This is a genomic window from Burkholderia sp. 572 (genome assembly GCF_040545135.1).
GTDB classification, from domain to species: Bacteria; Pseudomonadota; Gammaproteobacteria; order Burkholderiales; family Burkholderiaceae; genus Burkholderia; species Burkholderia cepacia.
This window is the reverse complement of record NZ_JBEPLH010000021.1, coordinates 74,335-97,239: the sequence shown is the minus strand read 5'-3', so window position 1 is coordinate 97,239 and position 22,905 is coordinate 74,335. Positions and strand designations below refer to the sequence as shown.

Below are 22,905 nucleotides of genomic sequence, written 5' to 3'. Positions count from 1 at the left end.
GTAAAGGAGCAATCAGATGGCACACAAAAAGGCAGGCGGCTCTTCCCGGAACGGCCGCGACTCCGAGTCGAAACGTCTCGGCGTGAAAGTGTACGGCGGCCAGGCAATCAATGCCGGCGGCATCATCGTGCGTCAGCGCGGTACGCGCATGCACGCAGGCGAGAACGTCGGCATGGGCAAGGATCACACCCTGTTCGCGCTGGTCGACGGTCACGTCAAGTTCGCGACGAAAGGCGCGGACAAGAAGCATCTGGTCATCGTCGTCCCGGCGGCTGCCTAAGTTCAGGCACCCACGGGCTTCGTAGCCGAAAGGCCCCGCAGTCTTCGCGGGGCCTTTTTTTATTTGGCCGCCGGGCGCATGCGCGTTCCGGCGACCGTTGCGCAACCGGCGTACGATCGGCCGAACGGCAGATTGTTCAAGCGTGCCGGCGCGCGGCACAATAGCGGAAATACTGGGCGGAGTGACGAATGAAGTTCATTGACGAAGCACGAATCGAAGTCATCGCCGGCGACGGAGGCGATGGCAGTGCGTCGATGCGCCGCGAGAAATTCGTCCCGTTCGGCGGGCCGGATGGCGGCGACGGCGGTCGGGGCGGTAGCGTGTACGCGATCGCCGACCGCAACATCAACACGCTGATCGACTACCGTTACGCGAAGAAGCATCTGGCGCGCAACGGCGAAAACGGGCGAGGCTCGGATTGCTACGGCAAGGGTGGCGACGACGTCACGCTGCGCATGCCGGTCGGCACGATCATCAGCGACATGGATACCGGCGAGCTGATCGCCGACCTGACCGAGCACGACCAGCAGGTGATGCTTGCGCAGGGCGGTGCCGGCGGGCTCGGCAACCTGCATTTCAAGTCGAGCACGAACCGCGCGCCGCGCCAGAAGACGGACGGTAAGCCCGGCGAGCGTCGCATGCTGAAGCTCGAGCTGAAGGTGCTCGCCGATGTCGGCCTGCTCGGCATGCCGAACGCAGGCAAGTCGACGTTCATCTCGTCGGTGTCGAATGCGCGGCCGAAGATCGCCGACTACCCGTTCACGACGCTTGCGCCGAATCTCGGCGTGGTGCGGGTCGGTCCGAGCAAGAGCTTCGTGATCGCCGACATCCCGGGGCTGATCGAGGGTGCCGCCGAAGGCGCGGGCCTCGGCCATCAGTTCCTGCGCCACCTGCAGCGCACCGGCGTGCTGCTGCATCTGGTCGATCTCGCGCCGTTCGACGAAAGCGTCGATCCGGTTGCCGAAGCGACGGCGATCGTCGGCGAGCTGCGCAAATACGACGAGGCGCTCTACGAGAAGCCGCGCTGGCTCGTGCTCAACAAGCTCGACATGGTGCCGGAAGACGAGCGCAAGGCGCGCGTCGCGGATTTCCTCGAGCGCTTCGAGTGGGACGGCCCGGTGTTCGAGATTTCGGCACTGACGGGCCAGGGCTGTGAAGCACTGTGCTACGCGATCTACGACTACCTCTCCGAACATTCGGACGCGCATCGCGCGGCGGAGGCGGAAGATCTCGCGGCGGACGTGCGTTTCCGCGACGCGCCGCCTGCGAAGGGCGAGGCCGCGCCGGGCGACGACGCCTGAGTGGTTCCGGAGCGCGCCGGGCGTGCCGCCCGGCGTCGGCGCTCAATCGCGCCCGGCCGGGCAGGCATCAGATACAGGAGACAGTGCAGGATGCGTTCGATCATCGCGGATTCGAAGCGATTGGTGGTGAAGGTGGGCTCCAGCCTCGTGACCAACGACGGCAAGGGGCTCGATCATGCTGCAATCGGCCGCTGGGCGGCCCAGATCGCCGCGCTGCGCGCCCAGGGCAAGGAAGTCGTGCTCGTCAGCTCGGGCGCGATTGCCGAAGGGATGCAGCGGCTCGGCTGGAGCAAGCGGCCGCGGGAAATCGACGAGTTGCAGGCGGCCGCCGCGGTCGGCCAGATGGGGCTTGCGCAGGTCTACGAGAGCCGCTTCACCGAGCACGACATCCGCACCGCGCAGATCCTGCTGACGCATGCCGACCTGGCGGACCGCGAGCGCTACCTGAATGCGCGATCGACGCTGCTGACGCTGTTGCGGCTCGGCGTCGTGCCGATCATCAACGAGAACGACACGGTCGTCACCGATGAAATCAAGTTTGGCGACAACGACACGCTCGGTGCGCTCGTTGCAAACCTGATCGAAGGCGATGCGCTGATCATTCTGACCGACCAGTCGGGGTTGTTTACGGCCGATCCGCGCAAGGATCCGAACGCGACGCTCGTCGCGGAAGCGAATGCGGGCGCGCCGGAACTCGAGGCGATGGCGGGCGGTGCGGGCTCGAGCCTTGGCCGCGGCGGGATGCTGACGAAGATCCTCGCGGCGAAGCGCGCGGCGCACAGCGGTGCAAATACGGTGATCGCGAGCGGCCGGGAGTCCGATGTGCTCGTGCGTCTGGCGGCCGGCGAGGCGATCGGCACGCAACTGATCGCACGTACCGCGCGGATGGCGGCACGCAAGCAGTGGATGGCCGATCACCTGCAGGTGCGCGGCCATGTCGTGATCGATGCGGGCGCGGTCGAGAAACTGACGGCCGGCGGCAAGAGCCTGCTGCCGATCGGCGTGATCGACGTACAGGGTGCGTTCGCGCGCGGCGAAGTCATCGCGTGTGTCGGCCCCGACGGGCGCGAAGTGGCGCGAGGGCTCACGAACTACAGCAGCGCGGAGACGAAACTGATTCACCGCAAGCCGAGCGGCGAGATCGAATCCGTGCTCGGCTACATGCTGGAGCCCGAACTGATCCATCGCGACAATCTGGTGCTGGTGTGATCATTCGCCTTGCCGGTTCAGGCCGTCAAATGAAAAAGCCCGCGTGATGCGGGCTTTTTCATGCAGCGGGGCAGAAAGAGCGGCGGCGGGCGCCGCGCGCCATCAGCGCAACTGGCTCATCGCGGTACGGTGAAACCGGATGTTCTCCAGGATCTGCCGGGTCGAGCCTTGCGGCATCTTGTTCGCGCAGAAGTAATCCTGATACAGCGCCGAGTGGTAGGCATTCAGCTCGCCGTTCTCGATGCGCTGCCAATCGTTCTCGACCGTGCGATCCCAGCCGTCGTGGTCCGAATTCAGGCCGGCATACTGGCGCCATTCGTAGGTGTCGCAGCGGATGCCCTCGTAGTTCACGTTGCGTGCGCCGGCCGGGCTCGTGACGACGACCGCGTAGCGCACGACGCCGTCGGTGCCGACCGCGAGCGACTTCGCGTCGACGAAGAACTTGAGCGGCGTGTTCTGCGAGACGTTGAACGGCAGCAGGTCGCTCGCCTGCGGCAGCGGCGGCAGCGAGTCGACCGTGTTTTCCTTCCAGGTTCCCTGGCGGTCCAGCAGATACACGAACTCGCTGTCATCCTTGTTGGTCGGCGTCTTCGAATTCGCGCAACCTGCCAGCGTGGCCACCGCGGCAATCGATGCGAGCGCGAGAGCAATCGCTTTCAATATGCATTCCTCGTAAAAAAAGGGCGCGACACCAAGGTCGCGCCCGGTCATGCAGTTCGATTCGTCATTTGCCGACGATCACGCGGGGCGGCATCTCGTCGAGCGTGCTCGCTTCCACTTCGATCTCCGAACAGACTACCGATGCGTCGACAATCGTCAGCGTCTGCTGGGCCTGTGCGCCGATGACGCGCGGATAGCGCGACAGACGCGGCCCACGCGGCTTCTCGGCTCGCTGCGCCGGGCGGCGCAGGAAGCGCGACAGTTCCGTCAGCGCCAACTGATAGACATCCCGCTTGAACTCGATCACCGCATCGAGCGGCACCCAGTACTCGTTCCAGCGCCACGCATCGAACTCCGGGTGGTCGGTCGCGCGCAAGCAAATGTCGCAATCGCGTCCGACCATCCGCAGCAGGAACCAGATCTGCTTCTGGCCGCGGTAATGACCGCGTACTTCGCGTTTGATGAACTTGTCAGGCACCTCATAACGCAACCAGTCGCGAGTGCGGCCGATTATCTTGACGTGTTCCGGATGCAGACCCGTTTCCTCGTGCAGTTCCCGGTACATCGCCTGCATGGGGGTCTCGCCGTACTTGATCCCACCTTGAGGAAACTGCCAGGAGTGCTCGCGGAGCCGCTTGCCCCAAAACACCTCGTTGCGCGCGTTCAAGAGGATGATGCCGACGTTCGGGCGAAAGCCTTCACGATCCAGCATACAACCACCTTCGAATCCTTTAAAATTGCTTTGATTATAAACAGATAACGGGCGCTGCGCACCGTAGCGGAGCGAATCCGCGCGGGGTACACCGGCTGAATTGTCCCTGATTAGTCTGCTACGTCGTCTGCGCCATCGTCGTCCATTGCTGTTCGCCGCGCGCAGCTTTTTCACCTTGAAACTTTTTCGGGCGCCCCGCCTGGGGGCGCCGTTTTTGGAACCGTCCGCATGAAAGCTTCCCGTTTCTTTATCGGCACCCTGAAAGAAGCACCCGCCGACGCAGAGATCGTCAGCCACAAGCTGATGGTGCGCGCCGGCATGATCCGTCGCGTCGCCGGCGGTATCTATAACTACCTGCCAGTCGGCCTGCGTTCGATTCGCAAGGTCGAGGCGATCGTGCGCGAGGAAATGAACCGGGCGGGCGCCATCGAGCTGCTGATGCCGGCCGTGCAACCAGCCGAACTGTGGCAGGAGTCAGGCCGCTGGGAACAGTACGGCCCCGAGCTGCTGCGCTTCAAGGACCGCAAGGACAACGACTTCGTGATCGGGCCGACGCACGAGGAAGTCATCACCGACATCGCGCGCAACCAGATCAAGAGTTACCGGCAGATGCCGGTGAACTTCTACCAGATCCAGACGAAGTTCCGCGACGAGATCCGTCCGCGCTTCGGCGTGATGCGCGGCCGCGAATTCATCATGAAGGACGCGTACTCGTTCGACAAGGATGCGGCCGGCCTGAACGAGTCGTACCGCAAGATGTACGACGCGTACGTGCGCATCTTCACGCGTCTGGGCCTCGAGTTCCGTGCGGTCGCGGCCGACAGCGGCTCGATCGGCGGCAACTTCTCGCACGAATTCCACGTGATCGCCGACACCGGTGAGGACGCGATCGCGTACTGCCCGACGTCCGAGTTCGCGGCGAACGTCGAAGCGGCCGAAGCGCTGCCGCTGAGCACCGAACGCGCGGCGCCGGCCGAGGCGATGGCGAAGGTCGCGACGCCGGGCAAGGCGAAATGCGAAGCCGTTGCCGAACTGCTGGCCATCCCGCTCGAGCGCACGATCAAGTCGATCGTGCTCGCGACCGACAACGAAGGCGCCGAGCCGACCATCTGGCTCGTGATGCTGCGCGGCGACCACGACCTGAACGAGATCAAGGTGTCGAAGCTGCCGGGCCTGAAGAACCACCGCTTCGCGACCGAGCAGGAAATCGTCGAGTGGTTCGGCACGCCGCCGGGCTATCTCGGCCCGGTCGGCACCAAGAAGCCGGTGAAGGTGATCGCCGATCGCACGGTCGCGAACATGAGCGACTTCGTCGTCGGTGCGAACGAGGTCGACTATCACATCGCCGGCGTGAACTGGGGCCGCGACCTGCCCGAGCCGGACGTCGCCGACGTGCGCAACGTGAAGAAGGGCGATCCGTCGCCGGACGGCAAGGGCGTGATCGACATCTGCCGCGGCATCGAGGTCGGCCACGTGTTCCAGCTCGGCACCAAGTATTCGGAAGCGATGGGCGCGACGTTCCTCGACGAGTCGGGCAAGCCGCAGCCGATGCTGATGGGCTGCTACGGCGTCGGCGTCACGCGTATTCTCGGCGCGGCGATCGAGCAGAACTTCGACGACCGCGGCATCATCTGGCCCGAATCGATCGCGCCGTTCGAAGTCGTGCTGTGCCCGATGGGCTATGACCGCAGCGACATGGTGCGCGAGACCGCCGACAAGCTGTACGCGGAACTCGCCGCGGCCGGCATCGACGTGATCCTCGACGATCGCGGCGAGCGTCCGGGCGTGATGTTTGCCGACTGGGAGCTGATCGGCGTGCCGCACCGTCTCGTGATCGGCGAGCGCGGCCTGAAGGAAGGCAAGATCGAGTATCAGGGCCGCCGCGACGCCGAAGCGACGCTGCTGCCGGCCGACGCGGCTGCGGCGACGGTCGCGGAGAAGATCCGCGCCGCGCTCGCGCGCTAAGCGCACCGACCGGGGAACGCGGTGGAATACACCTTCCTGTCGGCCACCGTGCTCCTGGTGCTGATCACCGATCCGCTCGGCAACATCCCGCTGTTCATTTCGGCCATGCGGGATGTGCCGCGCGAGCGGCGCGTGAAGCTGATCCTGCGTGAAGTGGGGATCGCGTTCGTGATCCTGCTGTTCTTCATGCTGGTCGGCGACCGCTTCCTGCGGATGATGAGCCTCACCGACCTGTCGTTGCGGCTCGGCGGCGGGATCGTGCTGTTCCTGATCGCGCTGCGGATGATCTTCCCGCATCCGGACGGCGCACTCGGCAGCGATCCGCGCGCGGGCGGCGAGCCGTTCATCGTGCCGCTCGCGATTCCGGCGCTCGCCGGGCCGTCGGCGCTCGCGACGGTGATGCTGCTGACGTCGCAGGGGCCCGGCAAGATGCTCGAGTGGGTCGGCGCGCTGACGGTCACGATGATCGTCTGCGCGGTGACGCTGGTGCTGGCCGAGCGGATCCAGCAATGGATCGGCGAACGGACCGTCGCGGCGTTCGAGCGGTTGATGGGCCTCGTGCTCGTCGCGATTTCGGTCGAGATGATGCTGGGCGGCATCCGCGCATTCGTGCACCAGCTGTAGGCGGGGTGGCGCGTGCCCACAAAAAAGCGGCGCTCCGGGAAACCGGAGCGCCGCTTTCTATTTATATAGTGCGAAGCGGGGCGCTCAGACGTTCGTGGTCAGCGCGCGGATCGTCGGCAGGTTGCGCCAGTAGCCCTTCGCATCCATCCCGCAGCCGAACACGTAGCGATCCGGCACCGCGAAGCCGCAGAAGTCGGGGTGCAGCGGCTTCGCCTTCGCGAGCGTCTTCTCGCACAGCACGGCCGACATGAAGCGCTTCGCGCCCATGTCGAGGATGCGGTCGCGGATCGCGGCCATCGTCTCGCCTTCGTCGAGGATGTCGTCGAGCACGAGCACGATCCGGTCCTTCACCGATTCGCGCGGCGCGACGCGCCAGTGCATTTCCGGGCTGCCCTGCGTCGTGTTGCGGTAGCGGGTCAGGTGGATGTAGTCGAATTCGAGCGGGAAATCGAGATGCGGCAGCAGCATCCCGGTAAACACCGCGGCGCCGCCCATCACCGAGAGAACGAGCGGGAACGCATCGCCGATTTCGGCGCGGATCGCGTCGGCCATCCGGGAGATCGATGCATTGACGGCGTCGGCCGAGACGATCTCTTCGGAGTGGTTGAAAATGTGGAGGGCTTCTTCGCGGTTCATGTGTTCTGGCGGGCAGTCGGTATACAAATAAGAATGAAGCAGAACGGCCGGCGCGCGCTACAGCAAAAACCCGCGCGCCGGCCGATGGGCGGAATCAGCGCATGCCGGGCATCATGCCCTTCAGGCCGCGCATCATCTTCTGCATGTTGCCGCCCTTCAGCTTCTTCATCATCGTACGCATCTGGTCGTACTGGTTCAGCATCCGGTTGACTTCCTGCACCGGCACACCCGCGCCGGCTGCAATGCGGCGCTTGCGCGTCGCCTTGATGATCTCGGGTTTCGCGCGCTCGGCGGGCGTCATCGAGCTGATGATGCCTTCCATCCGGCGGATCGACTTCTCGGCCTGGCCCATGTCGGCGCCGGCCGCCGCCTGCTGGAACTGCGCCGGAAGTTTATCCATCAGCGACGACAGGCCGCCCATGTTCTTCATCTGCGAGATCTGCGCGCGGAAATCGTTCAGGTCGAAGTCGCCGCCTTTCTTGACCTTGTCGGCGAGCTTCTGCGCGGCCTGCACGTCGACGCCGCGCTGCGCCTCCTCGACGAGGGCGAGGATGTCGCCCATGCCGAGGATTCGGTTTGCCATCCGGTCGGGGTGGAACACCTCGAGACCGTCGAGCTTCTCGGCCACGCCGACGAACTTGATCGGCTTGCCCGTGACGTGACGTACCGACAGCGCGGCGCCGCCGCGCGAATCGCCGTCGAGCTTGGTCAGCACGACGCCGGTGAGCGGCAGCGTGTCGTTGAATGCCTTCGCGGTGTTGACCGCGTCCTGGCCGAGCATCGCGTCGACCACGAACAGCGTTTCGGCCGGCTTCAGCGTGCCGTGCAGCGCGGCGATTTCCTGCATCATCGCCTCGTCGATACCGAGGCGGCCGGCCGTATCGACGATCAGCACGTCATGGTAGTGGCGCTTCGCCCAGTCGACGGCCGCGACCGCGATGTCGACGGGCTTCTGGTCCGGCGTGGACGGGAAGAAGTCGGCACCGACCTGTTCGCTCACCGTTTTCAGCTGCATGATTGCGGCCGGGCGATACACGTCGCACGACACGGTCAGCACCTTCTTCTTGTACTTCTCGCGCAGCAGCTTCGCGAGCTTGCCGGCGGTCGTGGTCTTGCCCGCGCCCTGCAGGCCGGCCATCAGGATCACCGCGGGCGGCGTGACCGCGAGGTTCAGCTCGGCGGCCTTGCCTTCGTAGTCGCCGCCGATCACGGCGGTCAGTTCCTTCTGGACCACGCCGACGAGCGCCTGACCCGGCGACAGGCTGCTGATCACTTCTTCGCCGAGCGCCTTTTCCTTGACCTTGGCGATGAATTCGCGGACGACCGGCAGCGAAACGTCGGCCTCCAGCAGCGCGAGACGCACCTCGCGGAGCATCTCCTGCGTGTTCGCCTCGGTAAGCCGGGCCTCGCCGCGCAGCGTCTTGACGACGCGCGCCATCCGTTGAGTGAGATTGTCGAGCATGGGGAGCGATGGACAGTGGGGCCCGAAGGCGCGGCGGAACCGAACAAAGGGAGCCGTCGCGGGAAGGGGGCCTAGTGTAAACTTCGAACATGGATATTGTACTGTATGCCCTCACCGCATTCCTGTACGGCGGCCTTGCCGTCGCAGGCTGGCGCACGCACCGCCAGGGCGCGACGCCGCTCGTCGCGAGCGTGCCGGCCGTGCCGGTTCCCGCGTCCGCCGCGTCCGGGATGAGCGGGGCCGGCCGCGCGCTGCTGTTCGCCGCGCTCGTCGCGCACGGCGTGCTGCTCCATACGACCATCTTCCCGCACGACGCGATGGTGTTCGGCTTCGCGTTTGCGCTGTCCGCGATGTTCTGGCTCGGCGCCGGCATCTACTGGATCGAGAGCTTCTTCTTCCCGCTCGACAGCCTGCGGCTGCTCGTGCTGCCGCTCGCGTGCGGTGCGTCGCTGCTGCCGCTCGTGTTCGGCGGCGTGCGGGTGCTTCCTTATGCCGCAGCGCCGCTGTTCAAGCTGCACTTCCTGATCGCGAACATCGCGTACGGGCTGTTCGCGATCGCCGCGCTGCACGCGATCCTGATGCTGATGGTCGAGCGGCGCCTGCAGTCGCTGAGGAGCGGCGGACGCGACGGCTCGACGGGCTGGATCGCGAGCTGGCTCGAGACGCTGCCGCCGCTGCTCACGCTCGAGAAGCTGCTGTTCCGCCTGATCGGCGCCGGCTTCGTGCTGCTCACGCTGACGCTCGCGTCGGGCATCCTGTTCAGCGAGCAGGTCGACGCGCGCGCGCTGCGGCTCGACCACAAGACTGTATTCGCGATCCTGTCGTGGCTGATGTTCGGCGGCCTGCTGGTCGCCCGCAAGACGTCGGGCTGGCGTGGCCGCGGTGCCGCGCGCTGGGTGCTCGTGTCGTTCGCCGCGCTGCTGCTCGCGTATGTCGGCAGCCGGTTCGTTTTCGAGGTGCTGCTGCACCGTTCCGTGGTTTGAACGCAGGTTTCCGATGCGACAGATTCTTCTCCTGATCCTTCTCTTCTTCGCGGGTTCGTGGCTCGCGCGCAAGCTGCGCCAGGCGCAGGAGCACACGCAGGCGCGCACCGGCCGCGGCGCCGGTTACGACGGCGCGCCCGGCACCGGTGGCCCCGGAGCTGCGCGGCCGAACGGCGACGCCGCTCGCTCGCTGCCCGAGCCGATGGTGCGCTGCGCCGAATGCGGCGTGCATGCGCCGAAGGGCGATGCCGTCGTCGCGGGCGGCGAATACTTCTGCAGCACCGAGCACGCGCAGCGCCACGGCGCACGCGCGAGCGGCCACGACGCCCGATGAACGACGCAGCACGACTGTCGGTCGACGCACACGGCTGGGTGCGCGATGCGCGCCACGCGCCGTCGCCGAATTACGAGGTGCGGCCCGCGGGCGCGGTGCCGACGCTCGTCGTCGTCCACAACATCAGCTTGCCGCCCGGCGAGTTCGGCGGCGACGCGATCGAGGCGCTGTTCCTGAATCGCCTCGACTGCGATGCGCACCCCTATTACCAGAGCCACCTGCGCGGCGTGCGCGTGTCCGCGCACTTCCTGATCCGCCGCAGCGGCGAACTCGTGCAGTTCGTGTCGTGCGACGAGCGCGCGTGGCACGCGGGCTCGTCCGAATTCTTCGGCCGGCCGCGCTGCAACGACTTCTCGATTGGCATCGAGCTCGAGGGCGCGGACGACGTGCCGTTCGACGACGCGCAGTACGCGACGCTCGCCGCACTCTCCCGCGCGCTCGCCACACGCTACCCGGTCGACGCATTCGCGGGGCACTCGGACGTCGCGCCGGGCCGCAAGACCGACCCGGGCCCGCATTTCGATTGGCAACGCTTCGCGAGCGATGCCGGGTTTTCCGCCGAATACTTTCCTTTCCGTCAGCACTGATCGCGGGGTTTTTTGACCGGAGAAAGTTTTTTCTCCGACCAATGCCTTGTCGTGTCTGCGCGTGAGCGATGTCAAGACCTCCATCGTAAATTATCCGTTTGGACGTCCTCCGAATGTCCACTATACTTGGTGCCAGTTGAGCAGTTCTGCACTAGATATAGTGTGTGTCGCAGGGGAAACCCGAGCGGCACCGGCCGGCGGCCAACGCCGGCGGACAGGGTTCTCAGGGCGGCGCGTCAGGCCGGGCGGTCCGGGCGTCGCGATCAGCGCAGCGAACTTCGACGGGGCAGGGTATACATGACGAAGCACACGACCGGCTCGGTTGTCGCGCATCGACCGAACCGGCTTCCCCGGCGCATCGCTCGCCTCTTACCGCTCGCGCACCGCGTTGCGCAGCGTTCGTTTTAATCCGCGGTTCTCTCCGCACCATCCAACACCAGGAGCTTTGCACATGCAAACCACCGACAACGCGACGTCCCAGTACGAGAGCGCCTCGAGCCGTCCGCTCGGCGGGACCGAACAGGGCGCGAAGGCGCTCGCGCCGCAGGCCACGTTCGCCGACTACAAGGTGATCCGCCGCAACGGCAGCGTCGTATCGTTCGAACCTTCGAAGATCGCGATCGCGGTGACCAAGGCTTTCCTGGCCGTCAACGGCGGGCAGGGCGCGGCATCGGCGCGCGTGCGCGAGCAGGTCGAACAGCTGACGCACAACGTCGTGCGCGCGCTCGTACGCAGCCGCCCGAACGGCGGTACGTTCCATATCGAAGACATCCAGGACCAGGTCGAACTCGCGCTGATGCGCGGCGGCGAGCACAACGTCGCGCGTGCGTACGTGCTGTATCGCGAGAAGCGTCACCTCGAGCGCCAGCATGCGGGCGAGGAAGCGGCGGCAGCGGGCGGCGAGTCGAGCACCGGCATCAACGTCGTCGACAACGGCGTCACGCGTCCGCTTGACCTGAACGCGCTGCGCGCGCTGATCGTGTCGGCATGCGACGGCCTCGGCGCTGCGGTTAACCCTGACCCGATCGTCGCCGAAACGGTGAAGAACCTGTACGACGGCGTGCCGATGAGCCAGGTCTACGACTCGGCGATCCTCGCAGCGCGCACGATGATCGAGAAGGACCCGGCATACAGCCAGGTCACGGCCCGCATCCTGCTGCACACGATCCGTCGCGAGATCCTCGGTGAGGAAGTCGTCCAGGCCGAGATGCCGGCCCGTTACGCGGAATACTTCCCGCAGTTCCTGAAGCGCGGCGTCGACGCCGGCCTGCTCGACGACAAGCTGCTGCAGTTCGACCTGAAGCGCCTCGGCGAAGCGCTCGACGCGAACCGTGACCTGCAGTTCGGCTACCTCGGCCTGCAGACGCTGTACGACCGCTACTTCCTGCACGTCGACGGCACCCGCATCGAAATGCCGCAGGCATTCTTCATGCGCGTCGCGATGGGCCTGTCGCTGAACGAGATCGACCGCGAGACGCGCGCGATCGAGTTCTACAACGTGCTGTCGAGCTTCGACTTCATGAGCTCGACGCCGACGCTGTTCAACTCGGGTACGCACCGCTCGCAGCTGTCGTCGTGCTACCTGACAACGGTCGCGGACGATCTCGACGGCATCTATGAAGCGCTGAAGGAAAACGCACTGCTGTCGAAGTTCGCCGGCGGCCTCGGCAACGACTGGACGCGCGTGCGTGCACTCGGCTCGCATATCAAGGGCACGAACGGCAAGTCGCAAGGCGTGGTCCCGTTCCTGAAGGTCGTGAACGACACGGCCGTCGCGGTGAACCAGGGCGGCAAGCGCAAGGGCGCGGTCTGCGCGTACCTCGAATCGTGGCACCTCGACATCGAGGAATTCCTCGAGCTGCGCAAGAACACCGGCGACGACCGCCGCCGTACGCACGACATGAACACGGCGAACTGGATTCCCGACCTGTTCATGAAGCGCGTGATGGAAGGCGCCGACTGGACGCTGTTCTCGCCGTCGACCTGCCCGGACCTGCACGACAAGTTCGGCGCCGATTTCGAGAAGGCTTACACGGCTTACGAAGAGAAGGTCGCGCGCGGCGAGATCAAGCTGTTCAAGAAGATCCCGGCGCAGCAACTCTGGCGCAAGATGCTCGGCATGCTGTTCGAGACGGGCCACCCGTGGATCACGTTCAAGGATCCGTGCAACGTGCGCTCGCCGCAGCAGCACGTCGGCGTCGTCCACTCGTCGAACCTGTGCACGGAAATCACGCTGAACACGAGCGACACCGAAATCGCGGTGTGCAACCTCGGCTCGGTGAACCTCGTCGCCCACCTGGTGAAGCAGGCCGACGGCAGCTATGCGCTCGACCACGAGAAGCTGAAGCGCACGATCAGCGTCGCGATGCGCATGCTCGACAACGTCATCGACATCAACTACTACGCGGTGCCGAAGGCGCGTAACTCGAACCTGAAGCACCGTCCGGTCGGCATGGGCATCATGGGCTTCCAGGACTGCCTGCACCTGCTGCGCACGCCGTACGCGTCGGAAGCGGCGGTCGAGTTCGCCGATCGTTCGATGGAAGCGGTCTGCTACTACGCGTACTACGCGTCGACCGAGCTGGCCGAAGAGCGCGGCCGCTACTCGAGCTACCGCGGCTCGCTGTGGGATCGCGGCATCCTCCCGCAGGACACGCTGAAGCTGCTGACGGAAGCGCGCGGCGGCTACGTCGAGGTCGACACGTCGGAGTCGCTCGACTGGACGTCGCTGCGTTCGCGGATCGCCGCACACGGCATGCGCAACTCGAACTGCGTCGCGATCGCGCCGACGGCGACGATCTCGAACATCATCGGCGTGTCGGCCTGTATCGAGCCGACCTTCCAGAACCTGTACGTGAAGTCGAACCTGTCGGGCGAATTCACGGTGGTCAACGAGTACCTCGTCCGCGACCTGAAGGAACGCGGCCTGTGGGACGAAGTGATGGTCGCCGACCTGAAGTACTTCGACGGCATGCTGTCGCGCATCGACCGCATCCCGGCCGACCTGCGCGCGATCTACGCGACCGCGTTCGAAGTCGACCCGACGTGGCTGGTCGAAGCGGCATCGCGTCGCCAGAAGTGGATCGACCAGGCGCAGTCGCTGAACATCTACATGGGCGGCGCGTCGGGCAAGAAGCTCGACGAGGTCTACAAGCTCGCATGGTTGCGCGGCCTGAAGACGACCTACTACCTCCGCACGATGGCGGCGACGCACGTCGAGAAATCGACGGTCGCGCACGGCGCACTGAACGCAGTGCCGACGAGCGGCGGCTCGAGCAGCGGCGGCGCGCAAGGCGCAGCGGGCGGCTTTGGTGCGGCGGGCGGCGATGCGTCGTCGGGCGCGGTCAACGCAGCGCCGGCACTCGCGCCGGTCGAGGCGGATGGTCCGGTGTGCACGATGCGTCCGGGCGATCCTGGCTTCGACGAATGCGAAGCGTGCCAGTAACGCAGTGCGCCTGACCTGAGAAGCAGGCAAGGGCGGCGCACACGACGACCGATCGAGGTTGAAGTGTGCGCCGCTCTCAACTAAAAAAATGATAAGGAATCTGTAACGCGGCACCTGCGTTGCAGGCAGTGACAAGCGATCGAAACATCCCCGACGACGTCGTGTTTCGATCAGCGTTCGATGCGTCGAGCGCACCTCGCGATACACGCGCGACTCACATCGCGCGCTGCATGAATGACGATGCGTTGCTCAAAGTGTTGTATCGAGGTCGCAACGCGAATCGAAAAAAGGATTTTTCGTGAGCGAACCCTTTTATCGCTCAGGAAAAGATGGTACAAACCGTTCTAAATTGATGGTGAGAATTTATGCTCAACTGGGATGACGAGAAGACTGCCGTAACCCCCGCGAGCGGAGCGCAGCAAAACGCAATGCGCACCTCCGCCGGGATGGCTGTCGGAATGCAGGCTGCAACGCCTGCCGCCCATCAGGTCCGTGACATTTTCGAAGGCGATCTTGCGGTGCCGCCGCAAGCATCGGCTGTTCCCGCCGGCGGTTCGGAAGCGCGGGTCAATGTCGCCGACAAGCGCATCATCAACGGCCAGACTGACGTGAATCAGCTGGTGCCGTTCAAGTACAAGTGGGCGTGGGAAAAGTATCTGGCCGGTTGCGCGAACCACTGGATGCCGCAGGAAATCAACATGTCCCGCGACATCGCACTGTGGAAGGACCCGAACGGTCTGACCGAGGACGAGCGCCGCATCGTGAAGCGCAACCTCGGTTTCTTCGTGACGGCCGATTCGCTCGCGGCGAACAACATCGTGCTCGGCACGTACCGCCACATCACGGCGCCCGAGTGCCGGCAGTTCCTGCTGCGCCAGGCGTTCGAGGAAGCGATCCACACGCACGCGTACCAATATATTGTCGAATCGCTCGGTCTCGACGAAGGCGAGATCTTCAACGCGTACCACGAGGTCACGTCGATCCGCGCGAAGGACGAATTCCTGATCCCGTTCATCCACACGCTGACGGATCCGGCCTTCAAGACCGGTACGCTCGAAGCGGACCAGAAGCTGCTGAAGTCGCTGATCGTGTTCGCCTGCATCATGGAAGGCCTGTTCTTCTATGTCGGGTTCACGCAGATCCTCGCGCTCGGCCGCCAGAACAAGATGACGGGTGCTGCAGAGCAATATCAGTACATCCTGCGCGACGAGTCGATGCACTGCAATTTCGGCATCGACCTGATCAACCAGATCAAGCTCGAGAACCCGCATCTCTGGACCGCGGAATTCCGCGCCGAGATCCGCGAGCTGTTCAAACAGGCTGTCGAACTCGAATACCGCTACGCCGAAGACACGATGCCGCGCGGCGTGCTGGGTTTGAACGCGTCGATGTTCAAGAGCTACCTGCGCTTCATCAGCAACCGCCGTTGCCAGCAGATCGGCCTCGATCCGCTGTACCCGAACGAGGAAAACCCGTTCCCGTGGATGAGCGAGATGATCGACCTGAAGAAGGAACGCAACTTCTTCGAGACGCGTGTGATCGAGTATCAGACGGGCGGTGCGCTGTCCTGGGAATAACCCGCAGCAGCGAACCCGTCACATGATGTGAGCAGCCGGTGGCCTCTCGGCCCCGGCCCAAGGTTTAGGAGCAAGAACGCCTGATGCAAAGCATGCCCGGTGCCTTAACGGCCCAACGACACGACAGGCACTTTGCGAACCCTTCAGTGGGATGGGCAAACTTCCCTCCGGAAAAAGCGGACGGCCGTGTGGCGGTCCGCTTGATCAAGCGATTAGGGGTAGCGGCGCGAGGTGCGCCGGCTACCGACTTGATTTGGCGCGCGAGGCCGGGTGGTCACGCGCGCCATACCGTATTCATTAGCGTAAGCGCGTGGTATCCGCGTACGCCGATGAATAGCCCGCTTCGAAGCGCACGTCCTGAACAGCGTCCGCGGGAAGCGGGTTTTGACGAAGGGTGTAGTTTGAACTGACTCTCATCTGAACCTGAAGGAGAACAACATGGCTACCGCCAAGAAGAAACCGGCTGCTAAGAAAGTTGCTGCCAAGAAGACCGTTGCGAAGAAGGCTGCTGCTCCGGCGAAGAAGGCTGCTGCAGTGAAGAAGGTTGCTGCGAAGAAGGTCGCGGTGAAGAAGGTTGCCGCGAAGAAGGCAGCACCGGCGAAGAAGGCCGCAGCGAAGAAGGTTGCAGCCAAGAAGGTCGCGGTGAAGAAGGTTGCTGCGAAGAAGGCAGCACCGGCGAAGAAGGCCGCAGCGAAGAAGGTTGCAGCCAAGAAAGTCGCAGTGAAGAAGGTTGCTGCGAAGAAGGCCGCACCGGCGAAGAAGGCTGCTGCGAAGAAGGCCGCACCGGCGAAGAAGGCTGCTGCGAAGAAGGCCGCGCCTGCTAAGAAGGCTGCTGCCAAGAAGGCCGCGCCTGCGAAGAAGGCTGCCGCGAAGAAGGCTGCGCCTGCTGCGAAGAAGGCTGCCGCTGCTCCTGCGAAGAAGGCCGCTGCTCCGGCGAAGAAGGCTGCTGCACCGGCCAAGAAGGCTGCAGCTCCGAAGAAGGCCGTCGTGAAGAAGGCTGCGCCGGCAACGACCGCGTCGACCGCATCGGTTGCGCCGGCATCGGGCGTGAAGACCGCGCTCAACCCGGCAGCGGCATGGCCGTTCCCGACCGGCAGCCGTCCGTAATCGAGGCTGACCCGTACCACCCGGACACTCACATGGTGTCCGTGGGTTGAGTAGCGCTACTCAATCAGTCCCGCCATCTGGCTCAGGTGGCGGGATTTTTTTCGTCCGTGTTGTCGATGTGCCTGGGAGCCTGTATGCCGGCTGCCCGTATGCGGGCCGCGGCGAGTACGGACGAAAAAAAACGCATGTGCAGCTTCGCACATGCGTTCGACCGCGGCTTGCGCCGCGAGCTGAGGTACCTGTTAGTGCGTGACGCGCGTGACGCCGCCGCTCGACAGCAGTCGCACCCGTTCGCCGGCGCGGAACGCTTCGCCGCTTGCTGCCTGCGTGATCGAGCGCAGATCGCCGTTGTCGAGGCGCACGGTGATTTCGACACCGTTCGCCGTGCTGAGGTTTTCGCCGACCGCGTTGCCCGCGACCGCACCGACGAGACCGCCCGCGATCGCGGTCAGGATCGATCCCTTGCCGCCGCCGATCGCGCTGCCTGCCACCGCACCGAGTGCGCCGCCGCCGAGCGTGCCGATCGCACTGCCGCCGCCGTCGGACTGGATGCGCACTGCACGGACGCTTTCGACCGTGCCCATGCGAACCGTCTGTTCGCGCTGCGCCTGGCCGACGCTATAGACATCCGCCGAGCCCGGCGCGGTGAAGCAACCGGTGAGCGTCAGCGAGGCCGTCAGCATGGCCGCGAGCGTGAGGGTCTTTTTCGTCAACATCTTTGCTCTCCCACAATATTCATTTGAGACTGTAACCGAAGGCAGTCTCGAAGCGCGCGTCGATCTCGGCGCGCGTCAGTACGTAAGTCTGGGGCCCCTGGTGGGCGATCTTGATCGAGCCCATCAGGCTCGCGAGGCGGCCCGTGGTTGCCCAGTCGAGGCCATGCTCGATGCCGTACAGCAGGCCGCCCCGGAAGGCGTCGCCGCAGCCGGTCGGATCGGCGACGTGCTCGGCCGGTACGACCGGAATCTGCTCCGCACCCTGCTTGTGGCGGATGGTCGCGCCGTGCTCGCCACGCGTAATGACGAGGGCGTCGACCCGGCTGGCGATTTCATCTTCGGACCATCCCGTCTTGTCGCTCACCAGCTTGGCCTCGTAGTCGTTGACCGCTACATAGGTCGCAAGTTCAATGCTGCGGCGCAGCGTCGCACCGTCGAACAGCGGCAGGCCCTGGCCCGGATCGAACACGAACGGCACACCGGCCTTGGCGAGCTCTTCCACGTGCTGCACCATCCCGTCGAAGCCGTCAGGGCCGACGATCGCGAGCGTGATGTCCGGCGCGTCGCCCGCGTGGTTCAGGTGCGACTGCATCATCGCGCCCGGGTGGAACGCCGCGATCTGGTTGTTGTCGAGATCGGTCGTGATCATCGCCTGCGCCGTATAGGTATCGGGCAGCACGCGAACGTGGTCGCGGCGCAGGCCGAGCTGGTCGAGCCGGTCGAGATACGGCTGCGCGTCGAGCGCGCCCACCGTTCCCATCATGCGTGCATCGCCGCCGAGCAGGTGCAGCGCGTACGCGATGTTGCCCGCGCAGCCGCCGAATTCGCGGCGCATCGTCGGCACCAGGAAGCTCAGGTTGATGAGGTGCACCTGGTCGGGCAGGATGTGCTCGCGGAACCGCCCTTCGAAGGTCATGATGGAGTCGTAGGCGATCGAGCCGCAAATCAACGTAGCCAAGGTGTGCGTTCCTGTAGAAATGAGGGACCCTGCGCGACAACGCCGCGCGAAAGGCGCGGCGCGGCAGGGGAAAGCGAAAGAAAGCTTACTTCAGTGCGGCGAGCGCTGCATCGTAGTTCGGCTCGTCCTTGATTTCGCTGACGAGTTCCGAGTGGATCACCTTGTCCTCCGCGTCGAGCACGACGACCGCACGGGCGGTCAGGCCGTTCAGCGGGCCGCTCGTCACGTCGACGCCGTACGCGTTCGCGAATGCGCGGCCGGTGCGGAACGTCGAAGCCGTCACGACGTTCTCGAGGCCTTCGGTCGTGCAGAAGCGCGTCGCGGCGAACGGCAGGTCGGCCGACACGACGACGACAACCGTGTTGTCGAGCGACGATGCGGCTTCGTTGAACTTGCGGGTCGACGTCGCGCAGGTCGGCGTGTCGAGGCTCGGTACGATGTTCAGCACCTTGCGCTTGCCGGCGAAGCTGGCGAGCGACAGGTCGGCGAGATCCTTGCCGACCAGCTTGAAATCGGCGCCTTGCGCGCCGACGGCCGGGAACGTGCCGGCGAGATCGATCGGGTTGCCACCCAGCGTAACTTTGCTCATGTTCGTGCTCCGAATGAGCGCGCCGCTCGGGCGCGCGGGTTGAGACGGGCGCGCATGCGCGCGCCGCGGTGCGTCACGGATAGAAGATCTGGACGCGGAAATTCGAGGCGGGCGTGCCGTTCGTTTCGAGGCGGACGACCATCGTCTGCGTCGTGCCGGGCGGCAACCCGGCGTCGATCGGCGTGCCCGGGCGCACGTAGTCGCGCGGTGCGAGTACGCGGCGCACGGTCACGTGGTTGGTGTCGTCCAGCAGCGTCAGTTCGAGCGACGGGTAGGCGAGCGCGACGCGGTAGCGGTTCGTCAGCGGTACCTTCAGCTCGAGCTCGCGCGGGCCGTCGAGCTGGCGCAGGTCGGTCGCGTCGAGCCGCAGGCCGTCGATCGCGCGCGGCGGCGCGACTGTGCAGCCGAGCGGCGCGCAGGCCTGCCGGAACCAGCCCTGCGTGACCGGCCAGTGGATCATCAGCGTTTCGCGTTGCCACCACGCGAGTTGCGCGACGAGCAGCACGGCCAGCACGGCGGCGACGAGGCCGCCGAAAAAGCCGCCGAGCATTCCGCGCCGCTGCGGGGCGCGCGTCTCGCGCGTGACGGCGAAGTGAGGACGATCGTCGTCGGTCAGCGCAGCGGGGAACGGTGCGGCCGGCGCGCTGGCGGCCGCGGCTGGTTTCTCTTCGTGCGGTGCCTTTGCGCCGGTACCGGTGTCGGGTTCGGATCCGGCCGCGGCGAAGGCCGGTGCCGGTGCGAATGCAAAACGCGGTTCGCGCGGTGCGCGTTCGTCGTCCGGCACGGCGAAGTGCGCGGTGCCGACGGGTTCGGCGGCATCGTGAGCGGTATCTGCGTCCGACGGACGGTGTGCGACGAAGCGTGGCTCACGCGGGTCGCGCTCGACGGGCGCGGCCGATGGTTCGGTATCCCGCGGCGTTTGCGTCTGCAGCGATTCGGCTGGTTGCGCGACGGCAGCGAAAGTGCCCAGCTCGGCCGGGGAGGGGGCGAGCGGCGCGGGCGCACCCGACAAGTGAACGACGCCGGAGTCGGTGGACGGAAGGGCGAGCGGAATCAGCGGCTCGGTGCGCACGGTCTGCACGTTGTGTTGCAGCGACGGGTCGACGCCGGCGTCGAGCCACGGCGCCCACATGTCCCAGCCTTCCGGCTTGTAATCGGTGTCGGAAGATGCCCCGGCCGGCGCATCGGTAGTGAACAGCCGGGCCGGCGGGGCCGGATGGCGCGCGTTGCCTTCGTCCGGCGCGGCAGCCGGTTCGGTCAGGGCCGGCTCGGGCTGCTGCGCGTGCTCGGGAACGAGCGACTCGGATGCGTTGAAGACTTCGTGGCAATGCCCGCAGCGCACGAGCCCTTGATGCAGCGAGAGCTGTTCCTGCTGCAGCCGGAAGACGGTTTCGCAATGAGGGCAGCGCGTCGCAAGAAGCATGTCGAGCCGGGCGGCCTGCTGGCCAGAGTGAAGGACAGCGCTATTCTAATGGCTTTCGCGCCGGGTTCCGGCGAGGCATACCCAACCTTCGTGTTCACGCCAGACCGAGATGTCGACGTAGCGCGCGTAGACGGCCGCGACTTCGTTCGCCTGGCGCGCGAGCACGCCCGACAGCGCGATGCGCCCGCCCGGCTTGACCTTCGATGCGAGCATCGACGCCATCAGCTTCAGCGGATTCGACAGGATGTTCGCGACGACGATGTCGAATTCGCCGTCCGGGCACGCATCGGGCAGCCCGTACGTGACTTCCGCACGGTTGCGTTCGCTGTTCTGCCGTGCCGATTCGACGGCTTGCGGATCGATGTCGATGCCGATGACGGGGTTCGCCCCGCATTTCTTCGCGAGGATCGCGAGAATGCCAGAGCCGCAACCGTAGTCGAGCACCGATTGGCCGGGTTTCACCGACTGCTCGAGCCATTCCATGCACAGGCGGGTGGTCGGATGGCTGCCGGTGCCGAACGCGAGGCCCGGATCGAGTTCGAGGACGAGCGCATCGGGATCGGGCGCATCGTGCCACGACGGCACGACCCAGATCCGCTCGCCGATCGGGATCGGCTCGAACTGCGATTGCGTGAGTCGCACCCAGTCCTGTTCCTCGACTTCGCGGACGACGAACGTCGGCGTTTCAGCGATGCCGATCTCGTTGGCAGCCGCGGCGAGCAGCACGGCCGGCTCATGCTCGGCCGCGAGCAGCGCGACCACGCGCGAGTGCTGCCACGCGGTGCGGTCGGGCACGAGGCCCGGCTCGCCGAAGAGCGGCTGTTCGTCGGGCGTGTCGGCGTCGGCGTCTTCCACGGACACCGACAACGCGCCGAGTTCGAGCAGCGCGTCGGACAGTGCCTCCGCGTGCTCACGGGCCAGTTCGACGACGAGTTCGCGATAGCTCATGCTTACGCTTCTTCCGGTGCGACCTGCTGCTTCTGGGCGAGCCGGTTTTCGAGGTAGTGGATGCTGGTGCCGCCTTCGACGAACTTCGAATCGATCATCAGCTCGCGGTGCAGCGGGATGTTGGTCTGGATGCCTTCGACGACCATTTCGGACAGCGCGATGCGCATCCGGCTGATCGCCTGCTCGCGCGTCGCGCCGTAGGTGATCAGCTTGCCGATCATCGAATCATAGTTCGGCGGCACGAAATAGCCATTGTAGGCGTGCGAATCGACGCGCACGCCGGGGCCGCCCGGCGTATGCCACGACGTGATCCGGCCCGGCGACGGCGTGAACTTGAACGGATCTTCGGCGTTGATCCGGCATTCGATCGCATGTCCGCGGAACTGGATGTCGCGCTGGCGCAGCGTGAGCTTCTCGCCGGCCGCGATGCGGATCTGTTCCTGCACGATGTCGACGCCCGTGATCAGCTCCGAAACCGGATGCTCGACCTGCACGCGCGTGTTCATCTCGATGAAGTAGAACTCGCCGTTTTCGTACAGGAATTCGAACGTGCCCGCGCCGAGATAGCCCATCTTCTTGCAGGCGTCCGCGCAGCGGTCGCCGATGCGGTCGATCAGGCGGCGCGGAATGCCGGGCGCCGGCGCTTCCTCGATCACCTTCTGGTGGCGGCGCTGCATCGAGCAATCGCGTTCGCCGAGCCAGATCGCGTTCTTGTACGCGTCGGACAGCACCTGGATTTCGATGTGGCGCGGGTTCTCGAGGAACTTCTCCATGTACACCTGCGGGTTGCCGAACGCACGGCCGGCTTCCTCGCGGGTCATGTTGACCGCGTTGACGAGCGCGGCCTCGGTGTGCACGACGCGCATCCCGCGCCCGCCACCGCCGCCCGCCGCCTTGATGATGACCGGATAGCCGATCGCGCGCGCAATCTTGACGATCTCCTTCGGATCGTCCGGCAACGCGCCTTCCGAGCCCGGCACGCACGGCACGCCGGTCTTGATCATCGTCTGCTTCGCGGTGACCTTGTCACCCATCATGCGGATCGTTTCCGGGCGCGGGCCGATGAACGTGAAGCCCGACTGCTCGACGCGTTCCGCGAAATCGGCGTTCTCCGACAGGAAGCCGTAGCCGGGGTGGATCGCTTCGGCGTCGGTGACTTCCGCGGCGCTGATCAGCGCCGGCATGTTCAGGTAGCTCAGGTTCGACGGGGCCGGGCCGATACAGACGGCTTCGTCCGCGAGGCGCACGTACTTGGCTTCCTTGTCGGCTTCCGAGTAGACGACCACCGTCTTGACGCCGAGCTCGCGGCACGCACGCTGGATGCGCAGCGCGATTTCACCGCGGTTGGCAATGAGGATTTTTTCAAACATAGCGAGTATTCGTCTCTTC

Annotated in this window: 22 protein-coding genes; 12 read left to right on the top strand and 10 right to left on the bottom strand. The window is 65.4% G+C overall.

All coding sequences use genetic code 11. From position 1 onward, the window contains the following. The first annotated feature begins 16 nt into the window (after positions 1 to 16). The 3 genes from rpmA to proB all read left to right on the top strand — a co-directional run bounded on the left by rpmA (position 17) and on the right by proB (position 2,790). Entirely contained in the window at positions 17 to 280 is a 264-nt protein-coding gene (gene rpmA, locus ABIC51_RS31585) for a 50S ribosomal protein L27 (RefSeq protein ID WP_006476999.1), read from the top strand. Positions 281 to 468: 188 nt separating this feature from the next. Next, positions 469 to 1,581, top strand: coding sequence for a GTPase ObgE (obgE, locus tag ABIC51_RS31580; RefSeq protein ID WP_042975354.1), 1,113 nt, complete (start codon positions 469 to 471; stop codon positions 1,579 to 1,581). 90 nt (positions 1,582 to 1,671) lie between these two features. Then, positions 1,672 to 2,790 (top strand): glutamate 5-kinase, encoded by a 1,119-nt coding sequence (gene proB, locus ABIC51_RS31575; protein ID WP_027788436.1) that lies wholly within the window; start codon positions 1,672 to 1,674, stop codon positions 2,788 to 2,790. A 102-nt stretch (positions 2,791 to 2,892) separates the two neighbouring features. Here the strand turns inward: proB and ABIC51_RS31570 are convergent, their stop codons facing one another. Both ABIC51_RS31570 and ABIC51_RS31565 read right to left on the bottom strand, forming a co-directional pair. Next, positions 2,893 to 3,501, bottom strand: coding sequence for a CNP1-like family protein (locus ABIC51_RS31570; RefSeq protein WP_034195819.1), 609 nt, complete (start codon positions 3,499 to 3,501; stop codon positions 2,893 to 2,895). Positions 3,502 to 3,514: 13 nt separating this feature from the next. Continuing rightward, positions 3,515 to 4,162, bottom strand: coding sequence for an RNA pyrophosphohydrolase (locus ABIC51_RS31565; RefSeq protein WP_027788434.1), 648 nt, complete (start codon positions 4,160 to 4,162; stop codon positions 3,515 to 3,517). Positions 4,163 to 4,390: 228 nt separating this feature from the next. Here ABIC51_RS31565 and ABIC51_RS31560 point away from each other — a divergent pair, with 228 nt between their 5' ends. Together ABIC51_RS31560 and ABIC51_RS31555 are read left to right on the top strand one after the other, a co-directional pair. Then, positions 4,391 to 6,127 (top strand): proline--tRNA ligase, encoded by a 1,737-nt coding sequence (locus tag ABIC51_RS31560; RefSeq protein WP_059687192.1) that lies wholly within the window; start codon positions 4,391 to 4,393, stop codon positions 6,125 to 6,127. A 21-nt stretch (positions 6,128 to 6,148) separates the two neighbouring features. Continuing rightward, positions 6,149 to 6,751, top strand: coding sequence for a MarC family protein (locus ABIC51_RS31555; RefSeq protein WP_059697879.1), 603 nt, complete (start codon positions 6,149 to 6,151; stop codon positions 6,749 to 6,751). 84 nt (positions 6,752 to 6,835) lie between these two features. On the opposite strand, the gene ABIC51_RS31550 is transcribed toward ABIC51_RS31555, so the two are convergent. Further along, positions 6,836 to 7,387, bottom strand: coding sequence for a hypoxanthine-guanine phosphoribosyltransferase (locus tag ABIC51_RS31550; protein ID WP_021159891.1), 552 nt, complete (start codon positions 7,385 to 7,387; stop codon positions 6,836 to 6,838). Positions 7,388 to 7,481: 94 nt separating this feature from the next. Next, the gene (gene ffh / locus ABIC51_RS31545; RefSeq protein ID WP_021159890.1) at positions 7,482 to 8,849 is read right to left on the bottom strand and encodes a signal recognition particle protein; all 1,368 of its coding nucleotides are present in this window, start codon (positions 8,847 to 8,849) and stop codon (positions 7,482 to 7,484) included. 89 nt (positions 8,850 to 8,938) lie between these two features. On the opposite strand from ffh, the gene ABIC51_RS31540 reads away from it, so the two are divergent. The 7 genes from ABIC51_RS31540 to ABIC51_RS31510 all read left to right on the top strand — a co-directional run bounded on the left by ABIC51_RS31540 (position 8,939) and on the right by ABIC51_RS31510 (position 16,882). After that, positions 8,939 to 9,832 (top strand): cytochrome C assembly family protein, encoded by an 894-nt coding sequence (locus ABIC51_RS31540; protein WP_027788432.1) that lies wholly within the window; start codon positions 8,939 to 8,941, stop codon positions 9,830 to 9,832. A gap of 13 nt (positions 9,833 to 9,845) precedes the next feature. After that, complete coding sequence (locus ABIC51_RS31535; protein WP_175897934.1) at positions 9,846 to 10,166, top strand: PP0621 family protein; 321 nt, start codon at positions 9,846 to 9,848, stop codon at positions 10,164 to 10,166. Then, positions 10,163 to 10,753, top strand: coding sequence for a 1,6-anhydro-N-acetylmuramyl-L-alanine amidase AmpD (gene ampD / locus ABIC51_RS31530; protein WP_175897933.1), 591 nt, complete (start codon positions 10,163 to 10,165; stop codon positions 10,751 to 10,753). Before ABIC51_RS31535 ends, ampD begins: the two co-directional genes overlap by 4 nt. Positions 10,754 to 11,204: 451 nt before the next feature. Then, positions 11,205 to 14,198, top strand: a complete 2,994-nt coding sequence (locus tag ABIC51_RS31525; RefSeq protein WP_027788430.1) for a ribonucleoside-diphosphate reductase subunit alpha — start codon at positions 11,205 to 11,207, stop codon at positions 14,196 to 14,198. A gap of 365 nt (positions 14,199 to 14,563) precedes the next feature. Next, entirely contained in the window at positions 14,564 to 15,775 is a 1,212-nt protein-coding gene (locus tag ABIC51_RS31520) for a ribonucleotide-diphosphate reductase subunit beta (protein ID WP_014898151.1), read from the top strand. A gap of 83 nt (positions 15,776 to 15,858) precedes the next feature. Beyond that, complete coding sequence (locus ABIC51_RS31515) at positions 15,859 to 16,185, top strand: hypothetical protein (protein ID WP_080982133.1); 327 nt, start codon at positions 15,859 to 15,861, stop codon at positions 16,183 to 16,185. A gap of 28 nt (positions 16,186 to 16,213) precedes the next feature. Next, a complete protein-coding gene (locus ABIC51_RS31510; RefSeq protein WP_021161894.1) occupies positions 16,214 to 16,882 on the top strand; it encodes a histone H1-like DNA-binding protein in 669 nt (222 codons plus the stop codon). A 242-nt stretch (positions 16,883 to 17,124) separates the two neighbouring features. Here the strand turns inward: ABIC51_RS31510 and ABIC51_RS31505 are convergent, their stop codons facing one another. From ABIC51_RS31505 to accC, 6 genes are all read right to left on the bottom strand, one after another. Then, positions 17,125 to 17,598, bottom strand: a complete 474-nt coding sequence (locus tag ABIC51_RS31505) for an outer membrane lipoprotein (protein ID WP_021161893.1) — start codon at positions 17,596 to 17,598, stop codon at positions 17,125 to 17,127. A 19-nt stretch (positions 17,599 to 17,617) separates the two neighbouring features. Continuing rightward, positions 17,618 to 18,556, bottom strand: coding sequence for a carbohydrate kinase family protein (locus tag ABIC51_RS31500; RefSeq protein WP_060205200.1), 939 nt, complete (start codon positions 18,554 to 18,556; stop codon positions 17,618 to 17,620). An 85-nt stretch (positions 18,557 to 18,641) separates the two neighbouring features. After that, positions 18,642 to 19,145, bottom strand: coding sequence for a thiol peroxidase (gene tpx, locus ABIC51_RS31495; RefSeq protein ID WP_146253337.1), 504 nt, complete (start codon positions 19,143 to 19,145; stop codon positions 18,642 to 18,644). A 73-nt stretch (positions 19,146 to 19,218) separates the two neighbouring features. After that, positions 19,219 to 20,568 (bottom strand): zinc-ribbon and DUF3426 domain-containing protein, encoded by a 1,350-nt coding sequence (locus tag ABIC51_RS31490; protein ID WP_146253338.1) that lies wholly within the window; start codon positions 20,566 to 20,568, stop codon positions 19,219 to 19,221. A 45-nt stretch (positions 20,569 to 20,613) separates the two neighbouring features. Beyond that, the gene (gene prmA, locus ABIC51_RS31485; protein WP_175856075.1) at positions 20,614 to 21,516 is read right to left on the bottom strand and encodes a 50S ribosomal protein L11 methyltransferase; all 903 of its coding nucleotides are present in this window, start codon (positions 21,514 to 21,516) and stop codon (positions 20,614 to 20,616) included. A gap of 2 nt (positions 21,517 to 21,518) precedes the next feature. Then, positions 21,519 to 22,886, bottom strand: coding sequence for an acetyl-CoA carboxylase biotin carboxylase subunit (gene accC, locus ABIC51_RS31480; protein WP_021161890.1), 1,368 nt, complete (start codon positions 22,884 to 22,886; stop codon positions 21,519 to 21,521). Positions 22,887 to 22,905 lie beyond the last annotated feature (19 nt).

Bases quoted from the DNA above. Each gene is read 5' to 3' on its own strand.
- ABIC51_RS31520 (WP_014898151.1), top strand. From the start codon at position 14,564: ATGCTCAACTGGGATGACGAGAAGACTGCCGTAACCCCCGCGAGCGGA.
- ABIC51_RS31515 (WP_080982133.1), top strand. From the start codon at position 15,859: ATGCAAAGCATGCCCGGTGCCTTAACGGCCCAACGACACGACAGGCAC.
- ABIC51_RS31565 (WP_027788434.1), bottom strand. From the start codon at position 4,162: ATGCTGGATCGTGAAGGCTTTCGCCCGAACGTCGGCATCATCCTCTTG.
- ABIC51_RS31490 (WP_146253338.1), bottom strand. From the start codon at position 20,568: ATGCTTCTTGCGACGCGCTGCCCTCATTGCGAAACCGTCTTCCGGCTG.
- ABIC51_RS31570 (WP_034195819.1), bottom strand. From the start codon at position 3,501: ATGACCGGGCGCGACCTTGGTGTCGCGCCCTTTTTTTACGAGGAATGC.
- ampD (WP_175897933.1), top strand. From the start codon at position 10,163: ATGAACGACGCAGCACGACTGTCGGTCGACGCACACGGCTGGGTGCGC.
- tpx (WP_146253337.1), bottom strand. From the start codon at position 19,145: ATGAGCAAAGTTACGCTGGGTGGCAACCCGATCGATCTCGCCGGCACG.
- ABIC51_RS31560 (WP_059687192.1), top strand. From the start codon at position 4,391: ATGAAAGCTTCCCGTTTCTTTATCGGCACCCTGAAAGAAGCACCCGCC.
- prmA (WP_175856075.1), bottom strand. From the start codon at position 21,516: ATGAGCTATCGCGAACTCGTCGTCGAACTGGCCCGTGAGCACGCGGAG.
- ABIC51_RS31505 (WP_021161893.1), bottom strand. From the start codon at position 17,598: ATGTTGACGAAAAAGACCCTCACGCTCGCGGCCATGCTGACGGCCTCG.
- ABIC51_RS31535 (WP_175897934.1), top strand. From the start codon at position 9,846: ATGCGACAGATTCTTCTCCTGATCCTTCTCTTCTTCGCGGGTTCGTGG.
- obgE (WP_042975354.1), top strand. From the start codon at position 469: ATGAAGTTCATTGACGAAGCACGAATCGAAGTCATCGCCGGCGACGGA.
- ffh (WP_021159890.1), bottom strand. From the start codon at position 8,849: ATGCTCGACAATCTCACTCAACGGATGGCGCGCGTCGTCAAGACGCTG.
- ABIC51_RS31540 (WP_027788432.1), top strand. From the start codon at position 8,939: ATGGATATTGTACTGTATGCCCTCACCGCATTCCTGTACGGCGGCCTT.
- ABIC51_RS31550 (WP_021159891.1), bottom strand. From the start codon at position 7,387: ATGAACCGCGAAGAAGCCCTCCACATTTTCAACCACTCCGAAGAGATC.
- accC (WP_021161890.1), bottom strand. From the start codon at position 22,886: ATGTTTGAAAAAATCCTCATTGCCAACCGCGGTGAAATCGCGCTGCGC.
- proB (WP_027788436.1), top strand. From the start codon at position 1,672: ATGCGTTCGATCATCGCGGATTCGAAGCGATTGGTGGTGAAGGTGGGC.
- ABIC51_RS31510 (WP_021161894.1), top strand. From the start codon at position 16,214: ATGGCTACCGCCAAGAAGAAACCGGCTGCTAAGAAAGTTGCTGCCAAG.
- rpmA (WP_006476999.1), top strand. From the start codon at position 17: ATGGCACACAAAAAGGCAGGCGGCTCTTCCCGGAACGGCCGCGACTCC.
- ABIC51_RS31525 (WP_027788430.1), top strand. From the start codon at position 11,205: ATGCAAACCACCGACAACGCGACGTCCCAGTACGAGAGCGCCTCGAGC.